Annotated in this window: 12 protein-coding genes and 1 pseudogene; 7 read left to right on the forward strand and 6 right to left on the reverse strand. The window is 64.5% G+C overall.

Features of this window, described 5'->3' with window-relative positions:
• A pseudogene (locus Q7T45_RS26665) lies at positions 1-148 on the forward strand (MFS transporter); the annotation flags it as partial.
• 90 nt (positions 149-238) lie between these two features.
• On the opposite strand, the gene Q7T45_RS26670 reads toward Q7T45_RS26665, so the two are convergent.
• The 6 genes from Q7T45_RS26670 to hpaH form a co-directional block, all read right to left on the reverse strand.
• The gene (locus Q7T45_RS26670; protein WP_304874965.1) at positions 239-1,867 is read right to left on the reverse strand and encodes a thiamine pyrophosphate-dependent enzyme; all 1,629 of its coding nucleotides are present in this window, start codon (positions 1,865-1,867) and stop codon (positions 239-241) included.
• A gap of 31 nt (positions 1,868-1,898) precedes the next feature.
• Positions 1,899-2,768, reverse strand: coding sequence for a fumarylacetoacetate hydrolase family protein (locus Q7T45_RS26675; RefSeq protein WP_304874967.1), 870 nt, complete (start codon positions 2,766-2,768; stop codon positions 1,899-1,901).
• Positions 2,769-2,781: 13 nt separating this feature from the next.
• Positions 2,782-3,765 carry a 3,4-dihydroxyphenylacetate 2,3-dioxygenase gene (gene hpaD / locus Q7T45_RS26680; protein WP_304874968.1) on the reverse strand — a complete coding sequence of 328 codons (984 nt, stop codon included), beginning with the start codon at positions 3,763-3,765 and terminating at the stop codon, positions 2,782-2,784.
• A 121-nt stretch (positions 3,766-3,886) separates the two neighbouring features.
• On the reverse strand, positions 3,887-5,431 hold the full coding sequence (gene hpaE, locus Q7T45_RS26685; RefSeq protein ID WP_304874970.1) for a 5-carboxymethyl-2-hydroxymuconate semialdehyde dehydrogenase: 1,545 nt from the start codon (positions 5,429-5,431) through the stop codon (positions 3,887-3,889).
• A complete protein-coding gene (locus Q7T45_RS26690; protein ID WP_304874971.1) occupies positions 5,424-5,822 on the reverse strand; it encodes a 5-carboxymethyl-2-hydroxymuconate Delta-isomerase in 399 nt (132 codons plus the stop codon). The genes hpaE and Q7T45_RS26690 overlap by 8 nt, the downstream gene beginning before the upstream one ends.
• A 34-nt stretch (positions 5,823-5,856) precedes the next feature.
• On the reverse strand, positions 5,857-6,663 hold the full coding sequence (hpaH, locus tag Q7T45_RS26695; protein ID WP_304874973.1) for a 2-oxo-hept-4-ene-1,7-dioate hydratase: 807 nt from the start codon (positions 6,661-6,663) through the stop codon (positions 5,857-5,859).
• Positions 6,664-6,771: 108 nt separating this feature from the next.
• On the opposite strand from hpaH, the gene hpaR reads away from it, so the two are divergent.
• The 6 genes from hpaR to Q7T45_RS26725 all read left to right on the forward strand — a co-directional run.
• Complete coding sequence (hpaR, locus tag Q7T45_RS26700; RefSeq protein ID WP_304874975.1) at positions 6,772-7,305, forward strand: homoprotocatechuate degradation operon regulator HpaR; 534 nt, start codon at positions 6,772-6,774, stop codon at positions 7,303-7,305.
• A 208-nt stretch (positions 7,306-7,513) separates the two neighbouring features.
• Positions 7,514-8,599, forward strand: coding sequence for a malate/lactate/ureidoglycolate dehydrogenase (locus Q7T45_RS26705; protein WP_304874983.1), 1,086 nt, complete (start codon positions 7,514-7,516; stop codon positions 8,597-8,599).
• 52 nt (positions 8,600-8,651) lie between these two features.
• A complete protein-coding gene (locus tag Q7T45_RS26710) occupies positions 8,652-9,431 on the forward strand; it encodes an HpcH/HpaI aldolase/citrate lyase family protein (RefSeq protein ID WP_304874976.1) in 780 nt (259 codons plus the stop codon).
• A gap of 127 nt (positions 9,432-9,558) precedes the next feature.
• Positions 9,559-11,082: a UxaA family hydrolase gene (locus Q7T45_RS26715; protein ID WP_304874978.1), complete on the forward strand. Its 1,524-nt coding sequence runs from the start codon at positions 9,559-9,561 to the stop codon at positions 11,080-11,082.
• Positions 11,083-11,224: 142 nt separating this feature from the next.
• Positions 11,225-14,509: a DUF2126 domain-containing protein gene (locus Q7T45_RS26720; protein WP_304874980.1), complete on the forward strand. Its 3,285-nt coding sequence runs from the start codon at positions 11,225-11,227 to the stop codon at positions 14,507-14,509.
• Positions 14,510-14,533: 24 nt separating this feature from the next.
• Positions 14,534-16,193: circularly permuted type 2 ATP-grasp protein (locus Q7T45_RS26725; RefSeq protein ID WP_304874981.1), on the forward strand; the 1,660-nt coding region annotated here is incomplete at its 3' end.

The following is a 16,193-nucleotide window of genomic DNA, read 5'->3' on the forward strand; positions in this document are numbered from 1 at the left end:
GGCGGTCGCCGGCGGCCTGCAGAAACTGCCGGAATACGCGCCGCTGCTGCACTGGGCGCCGGTGGCGTGCTGGGCGGTCGCCGGTGCCGGCCTGCTGGCGATCGCGGCGTTGCGAGCGCAGCAGGGGATGATCGTGCGGAGAATCTGACGTCATTCCGGGATGGTCCGAAGGACCAGACCCGGAATCTCGAGATTCCGGGTTCGCTCGCCAAGGGGCTCGCGCCCCGGAATGACAAATTCACGGCTTCGCGGGATGAATAAACGTCCACGGCGTGACCTCCGAATCCGTCGGCACCTCGATTTCGATCAGATAGGGTCCGCCATGCGCCAGCGCCTTTTCCAGCGCGGCACGGAAATGATCCGGTGAGGTGACGCGCGCCGCGCCGACCCCGAAGGATTCCGCGAGTTTTACAAAATCCGGATTGACCAGGTCGGACGCCACCACGCGGCCCTCGAAACGCTCGCGCTGGTCGCGCCGCACATTGCCGTAGGCGTTGTTGTTGAACACCAGCGTCACCACGGCGATGTTGAACTGCACGGCGGTTGCGAGTTCCTGCACGCTGAACATGAAGCCGCCATCGCCGGTGATCGCGACCACCGGCCGGTCGGGATTGGCCACCTTGGCGCCGAGTGCCGTGGGAAAGCCGGAGCCGAGCGTGCCTTGGTAACCTGAAGTGATGAACGTGCGCGGCTGGTAGACCGGAAAGCCGTACCAGGATGCAAAGCCGACCTGCGACAGCTCATCGGTGACGATGGCGTTTTGCGGCAGCACCTCGCGCAAAATGTTGAGGTACGCCATCTGTGGCTGCACCGACTGAATTTCCTGCAGCGCCGCCGCCGAGGCCTCGCGGATCGTGGCGCGACGGCCGCTGGTTTTTGCGTAGCCAGCCTTTCTCACCGCCGCGAGCAGCTCGCTTGTTCCCGCCTGCGCATCGGCGACCACGGCGGCATCTGGCGTCAGGCGGCGCATCTCCGACGGATCGATATCGATGCGAATCGATTTCAGGCCCTGGGGCTGAAACGGCCACCGGAACCCCGAGGACGGCAACTCCATGCGGCTCCCGATCCCGATGATCAGATCGGTCTTGGGCCACAGCCTGTAGGCCGCCGCCATGGTCAGCCCGAGTTCGTGGGCGTTGGAGACGATGCCGCGGCCGCTGCGGAACGCCACCACGGGCGCGTCGATCAGTTCGGCGAGTTCGAGGATGTCGTCACGCGCGTCGATGGCCCCGCTGCCGACAAAAATCATCGGCGTCTTGCTGCCGGCAATCAGCGCGGCGGCGGCCTTGATGCGATCGGGATCGGGCAATGGCGCCGGGAACGGATCGAACACTCTTGCCGGCCCGGTTTCCGCGCGCTGCGTGAACACGTCCCAGGGCATTTCCAGCGATGCCGGCCCGCGGCGGCCCGACAGCATCTCCTGAAAGGCGCGTGAGACCAGCGCCGGTGCGTTATCGGGATATTCGATGCGGTCGGCCCATTTGACAAAAGTCCGCAGCGTCGCCAGCTGGTCCGGCATCTCGTGCAGATGGCCGCGGCCCTTGCCGAGAAAATTCGTCGGCACCTGTCCGGTCAGGCACAGCACCGGTTCATTGCAGCCGAGCGCGGTGAGCAGCGCCGCGCTGGCATTGAGGACGCCCGGACCGGGCACCACGCTGAACACGCCGGGCCGGCCGCTCGAGCGGGCATAGCCGAAGGCCATGTAGCCGCAGGCCTGCTCGTGCCGCGCGCCGATCACTTTCAGCTGCGCCTGATGAAAGCCGTCGAACAGGCCGTAGATCTGCGCGCCGGGCAGGCCGAACACGGTATCGACCCCGTGCGCGACCAGACCGCTGACAATCGCTTCGCCGCCGGAATTTACGCTCATGGTGATGTCCAATCGCTCAGAAAGATGTTCATCAGGCCTCGTCAACCACGCCATTGCGCAGCACGCCGACGCCATCGGCCTCGACCTCGACGACGTCGCCGGGTTTCAGGTAACGCGGCGGATCGAACCGTGCGCCGGCGCCGGTCGGTGTTCCCGTGACGACGACGTCGCCGGGCACCAGCGTGGTGAAGGTCGAGAGGTAGTTGATCAGATAGCGGAAGCCGAAGATCAGCCGTCCCGTGCGGTCGTCCTGCCGCGTCTCGCCATTCACCCGCGTGGTCAGGCGGATGTCGGCGATCTGGGCTTCACTGGTGTAGGGGACGATCCACGGGCCGAGGCTGCCGGTCGAGTCAAAATTCTTGCCCTGCGTGACATTGAACTTGGCGTGCCGGACCCAGTCGCGGATAGTGCCTTCGTTGCACAGCGTGACCGCGGCGATGTGCTCCAGCGCAGCACTCTCCGCAATGTGCCGTCCGGCCTTGCCGATGATCAGGACAAGTTCGCCCTCGTAATCGAGCTGCGCCGAGGCGCGCGGGCGCACCAGCGGCGTCTCATGGCCGACGAAGGAGCGCGGCGTGCGCATGAACATGCTGGGATACTTCGGGGCGTCCAGGCCGTCCTTGTACTCGGCGTTACGGTCCGGGTAGTTGACGCCGATGCAGATGATCTGTTCCGGCGCCGGGATCGGGGGCAGCCAGGTGATGGCATCGAGCGCATGGTCCGGTCGCCGGCGCGCGGCTTCCTCCGCCAGTCTTGTCAACGCGCCCGCGGCGATGATCTCGCGCAGCGTCGGATATTCCTTCGCGAAGTGAGCGGAGAGATCGACGATGCCGCCGTCGACAACCGCGCCGTATCGGGTCGCGCCGTCGATGGAGTAGGTGGCGAGGCGGGGAGGGGTCATCGGGTTTCCGGACTCAGTCTGCAATGGTGACATCGGCGACGAACAGCGGTTCGCGCACGGCCTGGCCGACAAAGGGCGAGCCCTGTTCGAACCAGGAACGTGGCGCCGGCGCGCCCCACAGCGTTTGCCGGCGCGGATCCTTCAGCGACCAGCGCAGCGGCTCGTGGTCGTGATCGCCGGTAAAATAGTCGCTGGTATAGAGCTCCAGCCGGTGGCCGTCGGGGTCGCGGACATAGAGGAAGAACGCATTGGAAATGCCGTGGCGGCCGGGTCCGCGCTCGATGTTCTTCAGGTACCCGCTCGAAGCCATCACGTCGCACAGGTGCAAAATGTTCATCGCGGTCGGTACCCAATAGGCGAAGTGGTGCAGGCGAGGGCCCTTGCCGTTGGTAATGGCGAAATCATGAACGTTGCCCTTGCGGTGCATCCAGGCTGCGGCCATGCGGCCGTGCGGCCCGTCTTCCTCGCCATACTCGGTGAGGCGAAAGCCGAGCCGCGCATAGAAATCGACGGTGTCCTGCACTTCGGCAGCGAATACGTTGAAATGGTCGATCCGCTGCGGATGGCAGCCCTTGTAGAGATCGTAGCGGCGCAAAAGATGTGGCCGCTTGTCCATCGCGGCATAGAGTTCGATCTGAAACCCGAAGGGATCAGTGAAGTGCAGGGTGCGGCCCTGAAACGGTTGCTCGGTGAACGCGTAGCTCACGCCGGCCCCGGAAAAAAACGCCGCGGCCTTGTCGAGATCGCCTTCGTTGCCGACCTTGAACCCCAGCCGGTTGCACGCCGCCGTCGCCGCTTTTCGCAGCACCAGCGAGTGATGCTGATGCTCCTCGCTGCCGCGCAGATACACTGCCTTGTCGTCGTGGTCCTCGACATGCAGCCCGACCGTGGCTTCGTAAAACTCTCGGGATGCCCCAAGATCGGTCACGTCGAGCACGACGTGGCTGGAGCGGATGATGTTGAACGGTGGATCGAAGGTGTGTGTAGGTACCGGCATATTTTCTGTCCCAGTTCGTAGATTTCTATTCCTCATGGTGAGGAGGCGCTTCTTCAGCGCCGTCTCGAACCATGAGAGCCCGTGGCGCCATCCTTCGAGACGCGCGCGAAGAGCGCGCTCCTCAGGATGAGGAGGAGCCCAGCTTCTGAATCTTGTGGGTGCCCCGCGCCAGCGAGACGTGCTTGGTTTCCATGTAGAAGTCGAACGAATAGTCGCCGCCGTCGCGGCCGATGCCGGAGGACTTCATGCCGCCGAACGGGGTCGGCAGATGGCGGACGTTCTCCGAATTGAGCCAGATCATGCCGGCTTCCAGCGCGTCGGCGACGCGCAGCGCGCGGCCCATGTCGCCGGTCCAGACATAGCCGGTCAGGCCATATTGCACGCCATTGGCGATCTCGATCGCCTCGGCTTCATCGCGGAACGGGATCACGGTCAGGAACGGTCCGAACACTTCCTCCTGCGCGACCCGCATTTTTGCAGTTGCGCCGGTGACCAGCGTCGGCTGCACATAATGCCCGCCGCCGGGGCCGTCATGCGGCTTGCCGCCGATCGCGATCACCGCGCCGTCCTTCCGTGCGACGTCGAAATAGGAGCAGACTTTTGCAAGATGCCGCTCGTGGATCAGCGGCCCGATTTCGGTGACGGGATCGAGCGGGTGGCCGACCCGGAGCGCTTTCACCCGCGCCGTCAGCTTCTCGATGAATTTTTCGGCAATGCCCTGCTGGACCAGGAGCCGGCTCGACGAGGTGCAGCGCTCGCCGTTCAGCGAGTAGATCATGAACACCACGGCATCGAGCGCGCGCTCGAGGTCGGCGTCGTCGAACACGATCACCGGGTTCTTGCCGCCGAGTTCGAAATGCACCCGCTTCAGGGTCGGCGCGCCCTGCGCCATGATCGCCGATCCCGTCGAGCTCTCGCCGACAAAGCCGATCGCCTTGATGGCGGGATGTTCGGTCAGCGCCTTGCCGGCTTCCTCGCCGATACCGTGCACGGTGTTGAGTACGCCGTCGGGGACGCCGGCCTGCTTTACAAGTCTTGCCAGCAGGTCGGCCGTGACTGGCGACCATTCCGCCGGCTTGTGCACCACGGTGCAGCCGGCGGCGAGGGCAGGGGCGATCTTCCAGGTCGACAGCATGAACGGCGTATTCCACGGCGTGATGACACCGACCGGGCCGATCGGCACCCGGGTCGAAATGTTCCAGTGCTCTTCACTGGGCGTATTGAGTCCGTCTCGCGCCTCGGCGCATCTGTCGGCGAAGAAACGGAAATTTTCCGCCGCCCGCACCGCGGCCTTGGCCATGAAGCGGTGGGCCTGGCCGGTGTCGATGCATTCGAGCACGGCGATATCGTCGGCGCGGTCCTCGATGGCGTCGGCGACGCGATGCAGCAGTTTCTTCCGCATCGGCGCCGGCATGTCGCGCCAGGCCTTGAAGGCCTTTGCCGCCGCGGTGGCGGCCCGATCGATATCCTCAGGCCCGCCGCGGGCGACGGTCGCCAGCACCGTGCCATCGATCGGCGATCTGGTTTCAAAACTGTCGCCGGTGACCGACGGTTCGATCTTGCCGTCGATCATGTGTCCGATGCCGTCGGCCCGCAGTTGCTTCAGCAGCGGTGCCGCGCGCTCGCGGTTGGCGGAAAATACGTCTTTCGGCGTGGCCTTATCCATTGATGGTCTCCACTTTCAGGGCGTCGTGGATGTTGTTGCGCTTCCAGCTGGTTTCCTTGTCGTTGATCTGCATATCGAACGACAGTGCGAACTTTGAATTTGCAAAGACCGGATCGAGATGGTCGGACAGCGCGCGGAGAATATGCTCGCCGGCCTTCTTTCGCGCCGCGAGATCGCGGCCCTCGCCAAGCCGCAGCACCATCGCGAGAAAGCCGTGGTGCGGATTGCCGTCGGCGATGGCGTAATGCTCGCATCTGACGGCGCGGACTCGAATCCCTCCGAGCGGAAAGATCCCGGTTTCCACCGCCGCCTTGCGAACCACCTCGACAATCGCGGCCATGTCGACGCGGGCGTCGAGATTGGCTGAATATTCGATGGTGAAATGCGGCATGTCCTGTCTACCCCAACGAGTGTGCCTGAATGCTTCAAGCGAAGTAACAGCTCACCGTGCCGTAAGCGCCATAGTCGGCCTGAATCGTGTCGCCTTTGCGGGTCTCGATCGGACGGATGAACGATCCCGCCAGCACCACTTGCCCGGCTTCGAGCGCTAGCCCATTGGCGGAGATCTTGTTGGCGAGCCAGGCGACGCTGGTCGCGGGATGGTTGAGCACGCCGGCGGCGAGCCCGGTCTTCTCCAGCTGGCCATTACGGTAGCACAACGCGCCAATCCAGCGCAGGTCGGCATCCCCGGGGCGCAACGGGCGGCCGCCGAGCACGATCCCGGCATTGGCGGCGTTGTCGGCGATGGTGTCGAAAATTTTTCGCGTCGATTTGGTCACGGGATCGATCCGTTCGATCCGTGTGTCGAGAATTTCCAGCGCCGGCACCACGAAATCGGTGGCGTTGAGCACATCGAAAAGGGTGCAGTTCGGGCCCGACAGCCGCTGCTTCATGATGAAGGCGAGTTCAGCCTCGATCCGCGTGCCGATAAAACGGTCCGAGGGTACAAGGCCGCCATCGGCAAAGAACATGTCGTCGAGCAGGATGCCGGAATCCGGTTCGTCGATATTGAGCGCGCTCTGCATCGCCTTCGAGGTCAGGCCGATCTTGTGGCCTTTGACGACGCGGCCCTCGGCGAGCTTGATCGCGACCCACGCCTTCTGGATCGCATAGGCGTCATCAAGCGTAATGCCGGGATGATCCAGCGACAGCTGCCGGATCTGCTGGCGGGTCTTTTCCGCCTGATGCAGCCGTTCGGCGGCGCTGCGGATTTCGTCTGCGGAAAGAGCCATGCGGAACCAGCAAAAAAGAGGATGCCGGCAAATGATTAACATGTTAAATGGTTAGGCGCAAACTGATTTGCTGCTTGCTGCAGCGCAAACCTGGAGCATCCGATCGACATGGCGCGGAAGCAGTCGGCCAAAAATTCCGGATCGGGTCCGGCGGGCGTAGCCGCGCGGCGGGTGCCGATGCGGGACTTCTCCCGTTCGCTGCCGATGTCGCTGCTGCGCGCGCGCGAGGCGGTGATGCGGCAGTTTCGTCCCTCGCTGCGCCATCACGAGTTGACCGAACAGCAATGGCGTATCCTGCGCGCGCTGGCCGCGGTCGAGACCATCGAGGTTACCGAACTGGCGCGGACCGCGTTTCTGCTCGGCCCGAGCCTGTCCCGCATCCTGCGCGACCTGGAAGCGCGGCAGCTGATCGAGCGCCGGGTTGCGGAAGCCGATCAGCGCCGCGCCGTGGTGTCGATTTCGGCTGATGGCCTCAAGCTGATCGCGGCGGTCGCACCGTCGTCGGAAGCGATCTATGCGGCCATCACCAAGCGTTTCGGCGCCCGCAGGCTCGCCGAGCTACAGGAGATGCTCGCCGCGCTTGAACACAGCCTTTCCGCCATGGAAGTGGCGGAGGAAGGCAGTGTGGAAGCGGACCAGTAAGCGCAAATTTGCATGATGCTACCGGCACGGTGCATAGCGGCCCGGCAAATCATCGCAATCGCGCCTCGAGGATGGTGGAAGCCATAGACACGCCCGCGATTTTTCGCTCAAAGTGGCCGCCAAGCCGGTCATGAAAACCGGTGCGGGAGCAGGGTCGCCGCTGACGATGCGGCCGGCGCCGAACCAGGGACAGGGTGAAAATCCGCATATGGTCACCATACAAGTTCAGAACCTGATCAACTTCGTTGCCGAAGTCTTCGCCCATTCCGAATCCTCGCCCGAAGAGGCGAAACGTATCGCGACCTATCTGACGACCGCCAATCTCACCGGCCATGACAGCCACGGCGTGATCCGGGTGCCGGTCTACATCCGCTGGAAGAAAATGGGCTCCGTGGTGCCGAACCAGATCGCCGAGGTCGTGGTCGATACGCCGTCGCTGGCGGTGGTCGACGGCAAGTTCGGCTACGGGCAAACCGTCACGCCGCAGGCGGTCAAGATCGGCATCGAGAAATGCAAGGCATCGGGTTTGTCGGCGGTGGCGCTGCGCAATGCCGGACATATCGGCCGGGTCGGCGACTGGGCGGAAATGGCGGCAGCCGAAGGACTGGTCTCGATCCACTTCGTCAATGCCGCCGGCTCGCTGCTGGTCGCGCCTTTCGGTGGCGTCGAGAAGCGGCTGTCGACCGCGCCCTACTGCGTCGGCATCCCGCGCGTGGGCCAGGATCCGATCGTGCTGGATTTTGCGACGTCGATCGTCGCCGAAGGCAAGGTGCTGGTAGCGAGCCGGGGCGGCAAGAAATTGCCGAAGGGAGCGCTGATCGATGCCGACGGCAGCTTGAGCGAGGATCCGGCGGTGCTGTACGGGCCGCACAGCGCGGAGGGACCGCGCGATCACAGCAAGGGGTCCGGCGCGATCCGCGCCTTCGGCGAGCACAAGGGCTCCGGCCTCGCCTTCATCTGCGAACTGCTCGGCGGCGCGCTGACGGGGACGGGAGCGACGTCGGGAGACCGGCGCTTTGCCAACGGCATGCTGGCGTTCTATGTCGACCCCAAGGTGATCGACACCAGCAATTTCTTCGACGGCGAAATCTCGCGCTACAGCGACTTCATCCGGGCGACCAAGCCTGTGGCCGGCGTCGATGCCGTGCTGATCCCTGGAGATTCCGAGCGGAAGACGCGCGCCGACCGCACCAAAAACGGCGTGCCGCTGCCTGACGATACCTGGGCCGCGATCGTCAATACTGCCCGCGAGGTCGGCGTCAGCGAAGTCAGCATCCAGAAGGCCGCCAGCTAGGCGGCGGTGAATTTTCAACCGATTGCAACGATCACAGAAGGAAACGCGATCAATGACAACCAACAACGTCAAGAAAGTCTGGGCTTCGGGCAAGGCCGTGGTCAATGCCTGGCTGGCGATCCCGTCGGGCTTCTCCGCCGAGGTGATCGCGCAATGCGGTTTCGACAGCGTTACCGTCGACATGCAGCACGGCGTCCAGGATTACCAGTCGATGGTGCAGTGTTTCCAGGCCATGAACGGTCATCCGGTGACGCCGATGGTCCGCGTTCCCTGGAACGAGCCCGGCATCATCGGCAAGGTGCTCGACGGCGGCGCCTATGGCGTGATCTGCCCGATGATCAACACGCCGGAGGAAGCCAAAAACCTGGTTCAGTACGCAAAATATCCGCCGAAGGGTACGCGCTCCAACGGCCCGATCCGCTCCGGCATGTACGGCTCGGCCGGCACCTATCAGCAGACCGCCAATGACGAGATCGTGCTGCTGCCGATGATGGAGACCAAGACCGCGATCGAGAACATGGAATCGATCCTCGATGTCGAGGGCATCAATGGCGTCTATATCGGTCCTTCCGACCTCGGCTTCTCCTACGGGCTGGTGCCGAAACTGGACCGCGACGAGCCGGAGATCCTCAAGATCTATGAGAAGATCATCAAGGAGTGCGGCAAGCGCAACCTCTATCCCGGCATCCACTGCTCGGGCGCGGAGGGCGCTACCCGCGCCATCAACATGGGCTTCAAGCTCGTCACGCTGTCAAACGAAAGCGGACTGATGGCGACCTACGCCAAGATGCAGGTGAACCAGACCCGCAAGGACTCCGGCGGCAAGGCGTAGTAAGAAGCGAATGGCGAATAGCGAATGGCGAATGGGGATTAGAGAGTAGCGAGTTGCGGTGGGGTAACACCCTTCGCTACTCGCCATTCGCTACTCGCCATTCGCCCCTTCACCAAGGAGACATCCCATGGCCGCAGCCCCCGTCATACGCCTGCATCCCGATGATGGTGTGCTGATCGCACGCTCCAGCCTGCCGCCCGGCATGGTGGTGGCGGAGGGGGTTACCACCGCCGAGCGGATTCCGGCCGGCCACAAGGTGGCGATCAGGCCGATCGCGATGGGCGAGCCGATCCGCCGTTATGGCCAGATCATCGGCTTCGCGACGGTGCCGATTGAGCCTGGCCAGCATGTGCATACCCAGAATTGCGGCATGGGCGATTTCGCCAAGGACTATGCCTTCGGCGTCGACGTCACGCCGACGCCGAATTTCGATCTGCCCGCGACGTTTGAAGGCATCCGCCGCCCCGACGGGCGCGTCGCCACCCGCAATTACATCGGCATCCTCACTTCGGTGAACTGCAGCGCGCATGTCGCGGGCATGGTCGCCGATATCTTCAAGAAGAATCCGTTCACCGGCGACAACCCGCTGGCGGATTTTCCCAATGTCGACGGCGTGGTCGCGCTGACCCACAAGACCGGCTGCGGCATGACCCAGGACGAGCCGCTGCGCCTGCTTCGCCGTACCCTCGGCGGCTATGCGCGGCATGCGAACTTTTCCGCTGTCATCGTGCTGGGGCTGGGCTGCGAGGTCAACCAGATCGGCGGGCTGATGCAGGAGCAGAAACTCGCCGGACGCTTGCGCGCGATGGACATCCAGGAAGTCGGCGGCACCCGCAAGACCGTGGAAGCGGGCGTTGCCTTCGTGCGCGAGGCGCTGGTCGACGCCAACAACGTCAAGCGCGAGCCGGTCTCGGCCAGCGAACTGACCGTGGCGCTGCAATGCGGCGGCTCCGACGGCTATTCCGGCGTCTCGGCCAATCCGGCGCTGGGGGCTGCGAGCGATCTGCTGGTCCGCCACGGCGGCACTGTGATCCTGTCGGAGACACCGGAGACCTACGGCGCCGAACATCTGTTGACCCGCCGCGCCGTCAGCCGCGAGGTCGGCGAAAAGCTGGTGGCGCTGATGCGCTGGTGGGAGGAATACACGGCGCGGGAAGGCGCCGAGATGAACGCCAATCCCAGCCCCGGCAACAAGGCCGGCGGTCTGACCACGATCCTGGAGAAGTCATTGGGCGCGATGGCCAAGGCCGGCAGCACCAATCTGGTCGACGTGCTGAACTACGCGGAGGAGGTGACGAAAAAGGGCTTTGTCTTCATGGACACGCCCGGTTACGACCCGGTCGCGGCAACCGGGCAGGTCGCCGGCGGCGCCAACCTCGTCTGCTTCACCACCGGCCGCGGCAGCGTGTTCGGCTGCAAGCCGGCGCCGTCGATCAAGCTCGCCACCAACTCGGCGATGTACAAGCGCATGGAAGACGACATGGATGTCAATTGCGGCACCATCCTCGATGGCGAAGAGACCGTGCAGCAATGCGGCCAGCGCATTTTCGAACTGATGCTGGAAACCGCCTCAGGCAAGCCGACCAAGAGCGAGAGTTTTGATTTCGGCGGCGCCGAGTTTGCGCCATGGGTGCTCGGGGCGACGATGTAGAAGAGCGAATGGCGAGTAGCGAATGGAACTCGTTCCCTACTCGCCATTCGCCCCTTCGCTAGGCAACTGCTGCCCGTTGTTAATGCTTGATCCCACCCGGAACCAGTGTTCTGCTTAAAAAAGCTGCTGGAGCACACAGACTTTGTCGATCTTCGTCGCACTACATCACGTCACGCATTACAAATACGACCGACCGATCGACCTCGGCCCTCAAACCATCCGCTTGCGCCCGGCGCCGCATACCCGCACGCCGATCCTGAGCTATTCGCTCAAGGTCACGCCGTCCAATCACTTCGTGAACTGGCAGCAGGATCCGCAAGGCAACTGGCTGGCCCGTTTTGTCTTTCCGGAGAAGGCGAGCGAGTTCAAGATCGAGGTCGATTTCACGGCGCAGATGACCGTGATCAACCCGTTCGACTTCTTCGTCGAGCCCTATGCCGACAGTTTTCCGTTTGCCTATACCGACGATCTCAAGACCGAACTCGCGCCTTATCTGGCGACCATGGAACCCGGACCGCTGTTTGCAAAGTACCTCGCGAGCATTCCGCGCGAGGCGACCAGCACGGTCAATTTCCTGGTCGATCTCAACGCGAAACTGCGCGACCAGGTCCGCTATATCATCCGGATGGAGCCGGGCATCCAGACTCCGGAGCAGACGTTGGCATCAGGCGCGGGGTCCTGCCGCGACTCCGCGTGGTTGCTGATTCAAACGCTGCGCCATCTCGGACTCGCTGCCCGTTTCGTGTCGGGTTATCTCATTCAGTTGCGCCCCGACATCGATCCGGTCGAGGGGCCGCGCGAGGTCGAGAACGATTTCACCGATTTGCACGCCTGGGCCGAAGTGTATCTGCCGGGTGCTGGATGGATCGGGTTCGACGTCACCTCGGGCATGCTGACCGGCGAGGGGCACATCCCCGTCGCCGCCACGCCGCATTACCGTTCGGCGGCGCCGATCTCGGGCGCGGTCGGATTTGCCAATGTCGAATTCGGCTTCGAGATGAACGTCAAGCGGATCCGCGAAGCGCCGCGGATCACCCGGCCGTTCTCCGACGAGTCCTGGGCGCGGCTCGACGCGCTCGGAGAAAAGGTCGATGCCGATCTCAAAGCGGGCGACGTCCGCCTGACCATGGGCGGCGAACCGACCTTCGTCTCGGTCGATGATCTGGAATCGCCGGAATGGAACATTGCCGCGGTCGGCCCGACCAAGCGCGGTCTCGCCGACGATCTGATCCGAAAATTGCGCACGCGCTTTGCGCCGGGCGGGTTGCTGCATTACGGGCAGGGCAAATGGTATCCCGGCGAAAGCCTGCCGCGCTGGGCGTTCGGGCTGTACTGGCGCAAGGACGGCGTACCGATCTGGAAGAACTCCGAACTGATCGCCACCATCGAGAAACCGCGCAAAGCCAGTATCGAAGATGCCGAACGTTTTGCCGAAGGCACCGCGAAGAAACTCGGCGTCGATTCCGAGTTCATCCTGCCGGCGTTCGAAGACCCCTCGCACTGGCTGCAGAAGGAAGCCGGGTTGCCGCCCAATGTCGATCCATCCGATTCCAAACTGTCCGATCCGGAAGAGCGCTCGCGCATGGCGCGGGTGTTCGATCAGGGGCTGAACGTGCCCAAGGGTTTTGTGCTGCCGATCCAGCGCTGGAATGCCGAGGCCCCCAAATCCACGCGCTGGAAGAGCGAGCGCTGGAAATTGCGCCGCGGCAATCTGTTCCTGACGCCGGGCGATTCGCCGCTGGGCTTGCGGCTGCCGATCGCCTCCTTGCCGCATATCGAGGCGGATGAATATCCCTACATCGTCGAACAGGATCCGCTGGATCCGCGCGAGGAGCTGCCGGTCTATGACGGTGCCGCGCCAGCCGGCGCAGCACCTCATCAGGAGGTGCAGGAGCAGCAGCTCAGGGGCGGCGGCGTGCGCACCGCGATGTCGATCGAGATCCGCGACGGCATTCTGTGCGCGTTCATGCCGCCGGTGGAGAAGCTGGAGGATTATCTCGAACTGGTGACGGCGGTGGAGGCGACCGCCGAAGAAATGCAGATGCAGGTCCATGTCGAGGGCTATCCGCCGCCGTATGACCCACGCGTCGAGGTGATCAAGGTGACGCCCGACCCGGGCGTGATCGAGATCAACATCCAGCCGGCGCAGAACTGGCGCGAGGCCGTCGATATCACCTTCGGGCTTTACGAAGATGCCGCGCAGACGAGGCTCGGCGCCAACAAGTATTTGGTCGACGGCCGCCACACCGGCACCGGCGGCGGCAATCATGTCGTGGTCGGCGGCTCCACGCCCGCGGACTCGCCGTTCCTGCGTCGTCCGGACTTGCTGAAGAGCCTCGTGCTGTACTGGCAGCGGCATCCGTCGCTGTCCTATTTGTTCTCCGGCATGTTCATCGGTCCGACCAGCCAGGCGCCGCGTATCGACGAGGCCCGCCATGACGGGCTTTACGAACTGGAGATTGCGCTGTCCCACGTGCCGCCGCCGGGCACCCCGGCGCCGCTGTGGCTGGTCGACCGCCTGTTCCGGCACATCCTGGTCGATATCACCGGCAATACCCACCGCGCCGAAATCTGCATCGACAAGCTCTATTCGCCCGACGGCGCCACCGGGCGGCTCGGGCTGGTCGAATTCCGCGCTTTGGAAATGCCGCCCGATCCGCGCATGTCACTGGCGCAGCAACTGCTGATCCGGGCCTTGATCGCAAAACTCTGGCGCGAGCCGCAGCAGGGCAAGTTCGTGCGCTGGGGCACCACGCTGCATGATCGCTTCATGCTGCCGCATTTCCTCTGGGAGGATTTTCAGGGCGTGCTCGAGGAGCTGAAGCAGTCGGGCTACGATTTTTCGCCGGACTGGTATGCGGCCCAGCTCGAGTTTCGTTTTCCGGTGTTCGGCCGGGTCCACCATGGCGGCGTCGCACTCGAAGTGCGGCAGGCGCTGGAGCCCTGGCACGTTCTCGGCGAAGAGGGCTCGGCCGGCGGCACCGTCCGCTACGTCGATTCCTCTGTGGAGCGGCTGCAGGTCAAGGCCACGGGCTTCGTCGAGGGTCGCCACGTCGTCACCTGCAACGGCCGGCGGATGCCGATGACCGAAACCGGCCGCGCCGGCGAGGCGGTCGCGGGCGTCCGCTTCAAGGCCTGGCAGCCGCATTCCGGCCTGCACCCGACCATCCCGGTTCACGCGCCGCTGACATTCGACCTGATCGATACGTGGAACGGCCGCTCGCTGGGCGGCTGCGTCTACCACGTCGCCCATCCGGGGGGCCGCACTTACGACACCAAACCGGTCAATTCCTACGAGGCCGAAGCCCGCCGGCTGGCCCGGTTCCAGGACCATGGCCACACCCCCGGCAAGATCGACCCGCCCCGCGAAGAACGCACAATTGAGTTCCCCTTGACCCTCGACTTGAGGGCGCCGCTCCTGCATTGAATAGGCAGAGGCTGGAGACTCGGGATGGCGGGAAACGACGGCCAGGAAAGTAGCGGCGCAAGCCTTCGCAGTCAGGGAGCCAGGGCCCGCCCGGGCAACCGGCGCGTGGCGCAGTGGGCGCGCGACTATGTCCGGCTGCCGGGAATCCCGGATGAATATATCGGCCAGGATGGCGCGCCGCGCGCGGTCTGGAACCGGTTCTTCGAGGCCTTCGCGAGCCTGAGCCCCGCCGATATCGAACGCCGCTTCGGCGCCGCCGACCGGCATCTGCGGGAAGCCGGCGTGACCTATCGCGCGCCGGGCGAAACCGCCGACCGGCTCTGGCCGCTGAGCCATCTGCCGCTGCTGATCGACGAGGCCGACTGGCAGCAATTGACAGCGGGCATCGTGCAGCGCGCGGAATTGCTCGAGCTGGTGCTGAACGACCTCTATGGCGACGGCCGCCTGGTGGCGGAGGGTGCGATACCTGCCGCGGCGATTGCCGGCAGCACCGAATATCTGCGCTCGGTGTGCGGCGTCAAACCGCCGGGCGGCCGCTATCTCAGCATCTATGCCGCCGATGTCGGGCGCGGGCCCGACGGCCGCTGGTGGGTGCTGGGCGACCGCACCCAGGCGCCATCGGGCGCGGGCTATGCGCTTGAAAACCGGCTGGTGCTGTCGCGCGCCTTTCCCTCGCTCTACAAATCCATGAACGTCGAGCGCGTGGCCCCGTTCTTCGAGGCCTTCCGCGACTCACTTCGCGCCAGCGCCGACCGCGATGAGCCGCGCATCGGATTGCTGACGCCGGGCACCTTCAGCGAAACCTATTTCGAGCACGCCACGCTGGCGCGCTACCTCGGCTTTCTGCTGGTCGAGGGTGACGATCTCGCCGTCAGCGGCGACCGCATCCATATCCGCACCGTCGCCGGGTTGAAGCGGCTCGACGTGCTGCTGCGCCGGGTCGATTCCAATTCGCTCGATCCGCTGGAGCTCGACGCATCCTCGCAACTCGGCGTGCCCGGCCTGATCGACGTGATCCGAAAGAACGGCGTCGTGATGGCCAACATGCCGGGCTCGGGCGTGATGGAGGCACGGGCGCTGTTGGGTTTCCTGCCTAGCCTGAGCCAGCGGTTTTTCGGCGAAGACCTGAAGATGCCGCATATCGCGACCTGGTGGTGCGGCCAGAAGGCCGCGCGCGAGGAAGTGCTGGCACGGCTCGACGAATTCGCCATCGAAGGCGCGTATGGCAGGGGCGTTCCCGGATTCGGCAGAGGCCCCATCCTCGCCGGCGAATTGTCGGCCAGCGAACGGGAACGGCTGAAGACCGCGATATCGGACCGCGGCATCGATTATGTCGGCCAGGAACTGGTTCGGCTGTCGACCACGCCGGTATGGGACAACGGACACATCACGCCGCGCCCGTTCGTACTGCGCGTGTTCGCGGCGGCGACGCCCGGTGGGTGGACCATCATGCCCGGCGGGTTCTGCCGGATAGCCGATCAGCCCGATGCCCGCGCGGTGTCGATGGGCGACGGCGCGAGGGCGGCGGATGTCTGGGTGGTGTCCGACAAGGCGGTATCGACCGCCAGCCTGCTGCCGGCGGTCGACAACGTGCGGATCCGGCGCATCGCCGGCGTGGTGCCGAGCCGCGCCGCCGACAATCTGTTCTGGCTCGGCCGCAATCTCGAGCGCGCCGAGGCGACGC

The organism is Bradyrhizobium sp., assembly GCF_030646015.1.
GTDB lineage: Bacteria > Pseudomonadota > Alphaproteobacteria > Rhizobiales > Xanthobacteraceae > Bradyrhizobium.

Bases quoted from the DNA above. Each gene is read 5' to 3' on its own strand.
- Q7T45_RS26670 (WP_304874965.1), bottom strand. From the start codon at position 1,867: ATGAGCGTAAATTCCGGCGGCGAAGCGATTGTCAGCGGTCTGGTCGCG.
- Q7T45_RS26675 (WP_304874967.1), bottom strand. From the start codon at position 2,768: ATGACCCCTCCCCGCCTCGCCACCTACTCCATCGACGGCGCGACCCGA.
- hpaD (WP_304874968.1), bottom strand. From the start codon at position 3,765: ATGCCGGTACCTACACACACCTTCGATCCACCGTTCAACATCATCCGC.
- hpaE (WP_304874970.1), bottom strand. From the start codon at position 5,431: ATGGATAAGGCCACGCCGAAAGACGTATTTTCCGCCAACCGCGAGCGC.
- Q7T45_RS26690 (WP_304874971.1), bottom strand. From the start codon at position 5,822: ATGCCGCATTTCACCATCGAATATTCAGCCAATCTCGACGCCCGCGTC.
- hpaH (WP_304874973.1), bottom strand. From the start codon at position 6,663: ATGGCTCTTTCCGCAGACGAAATCCGCAGCGCCGCCGAACGGCTGCAT.
- hpaR (WP_304874975.1), top strand. From the start codon at position 6,772: ATGGCGCGGAAGCAGTCGGCCAAAAATTCCGGATCGGGTCCGGCGGGC.
- Q7T45_RS26705 (WP_304874983.1), top strand. From the start codon at position 7,514: ATGGTCACCATACAAGTTCAGAACCTGATCAACTTCGTTGCCGAAGTC.
- Q7T45_RS26710 (WP_304874976.1), top strand. From the start codon at position 8,652: ATGACAACCAACAACGTCAAGAAAGTCTGGGCTTCGGGCAAGGCCGTG.
- Q7T45_RS26715 (WP_304874978.1), top strand. From the start codon at position 9,559: ATGGCCGCAGCCCCCGTCATACGCCTGCATCCCGATGATGGTGTGCTG.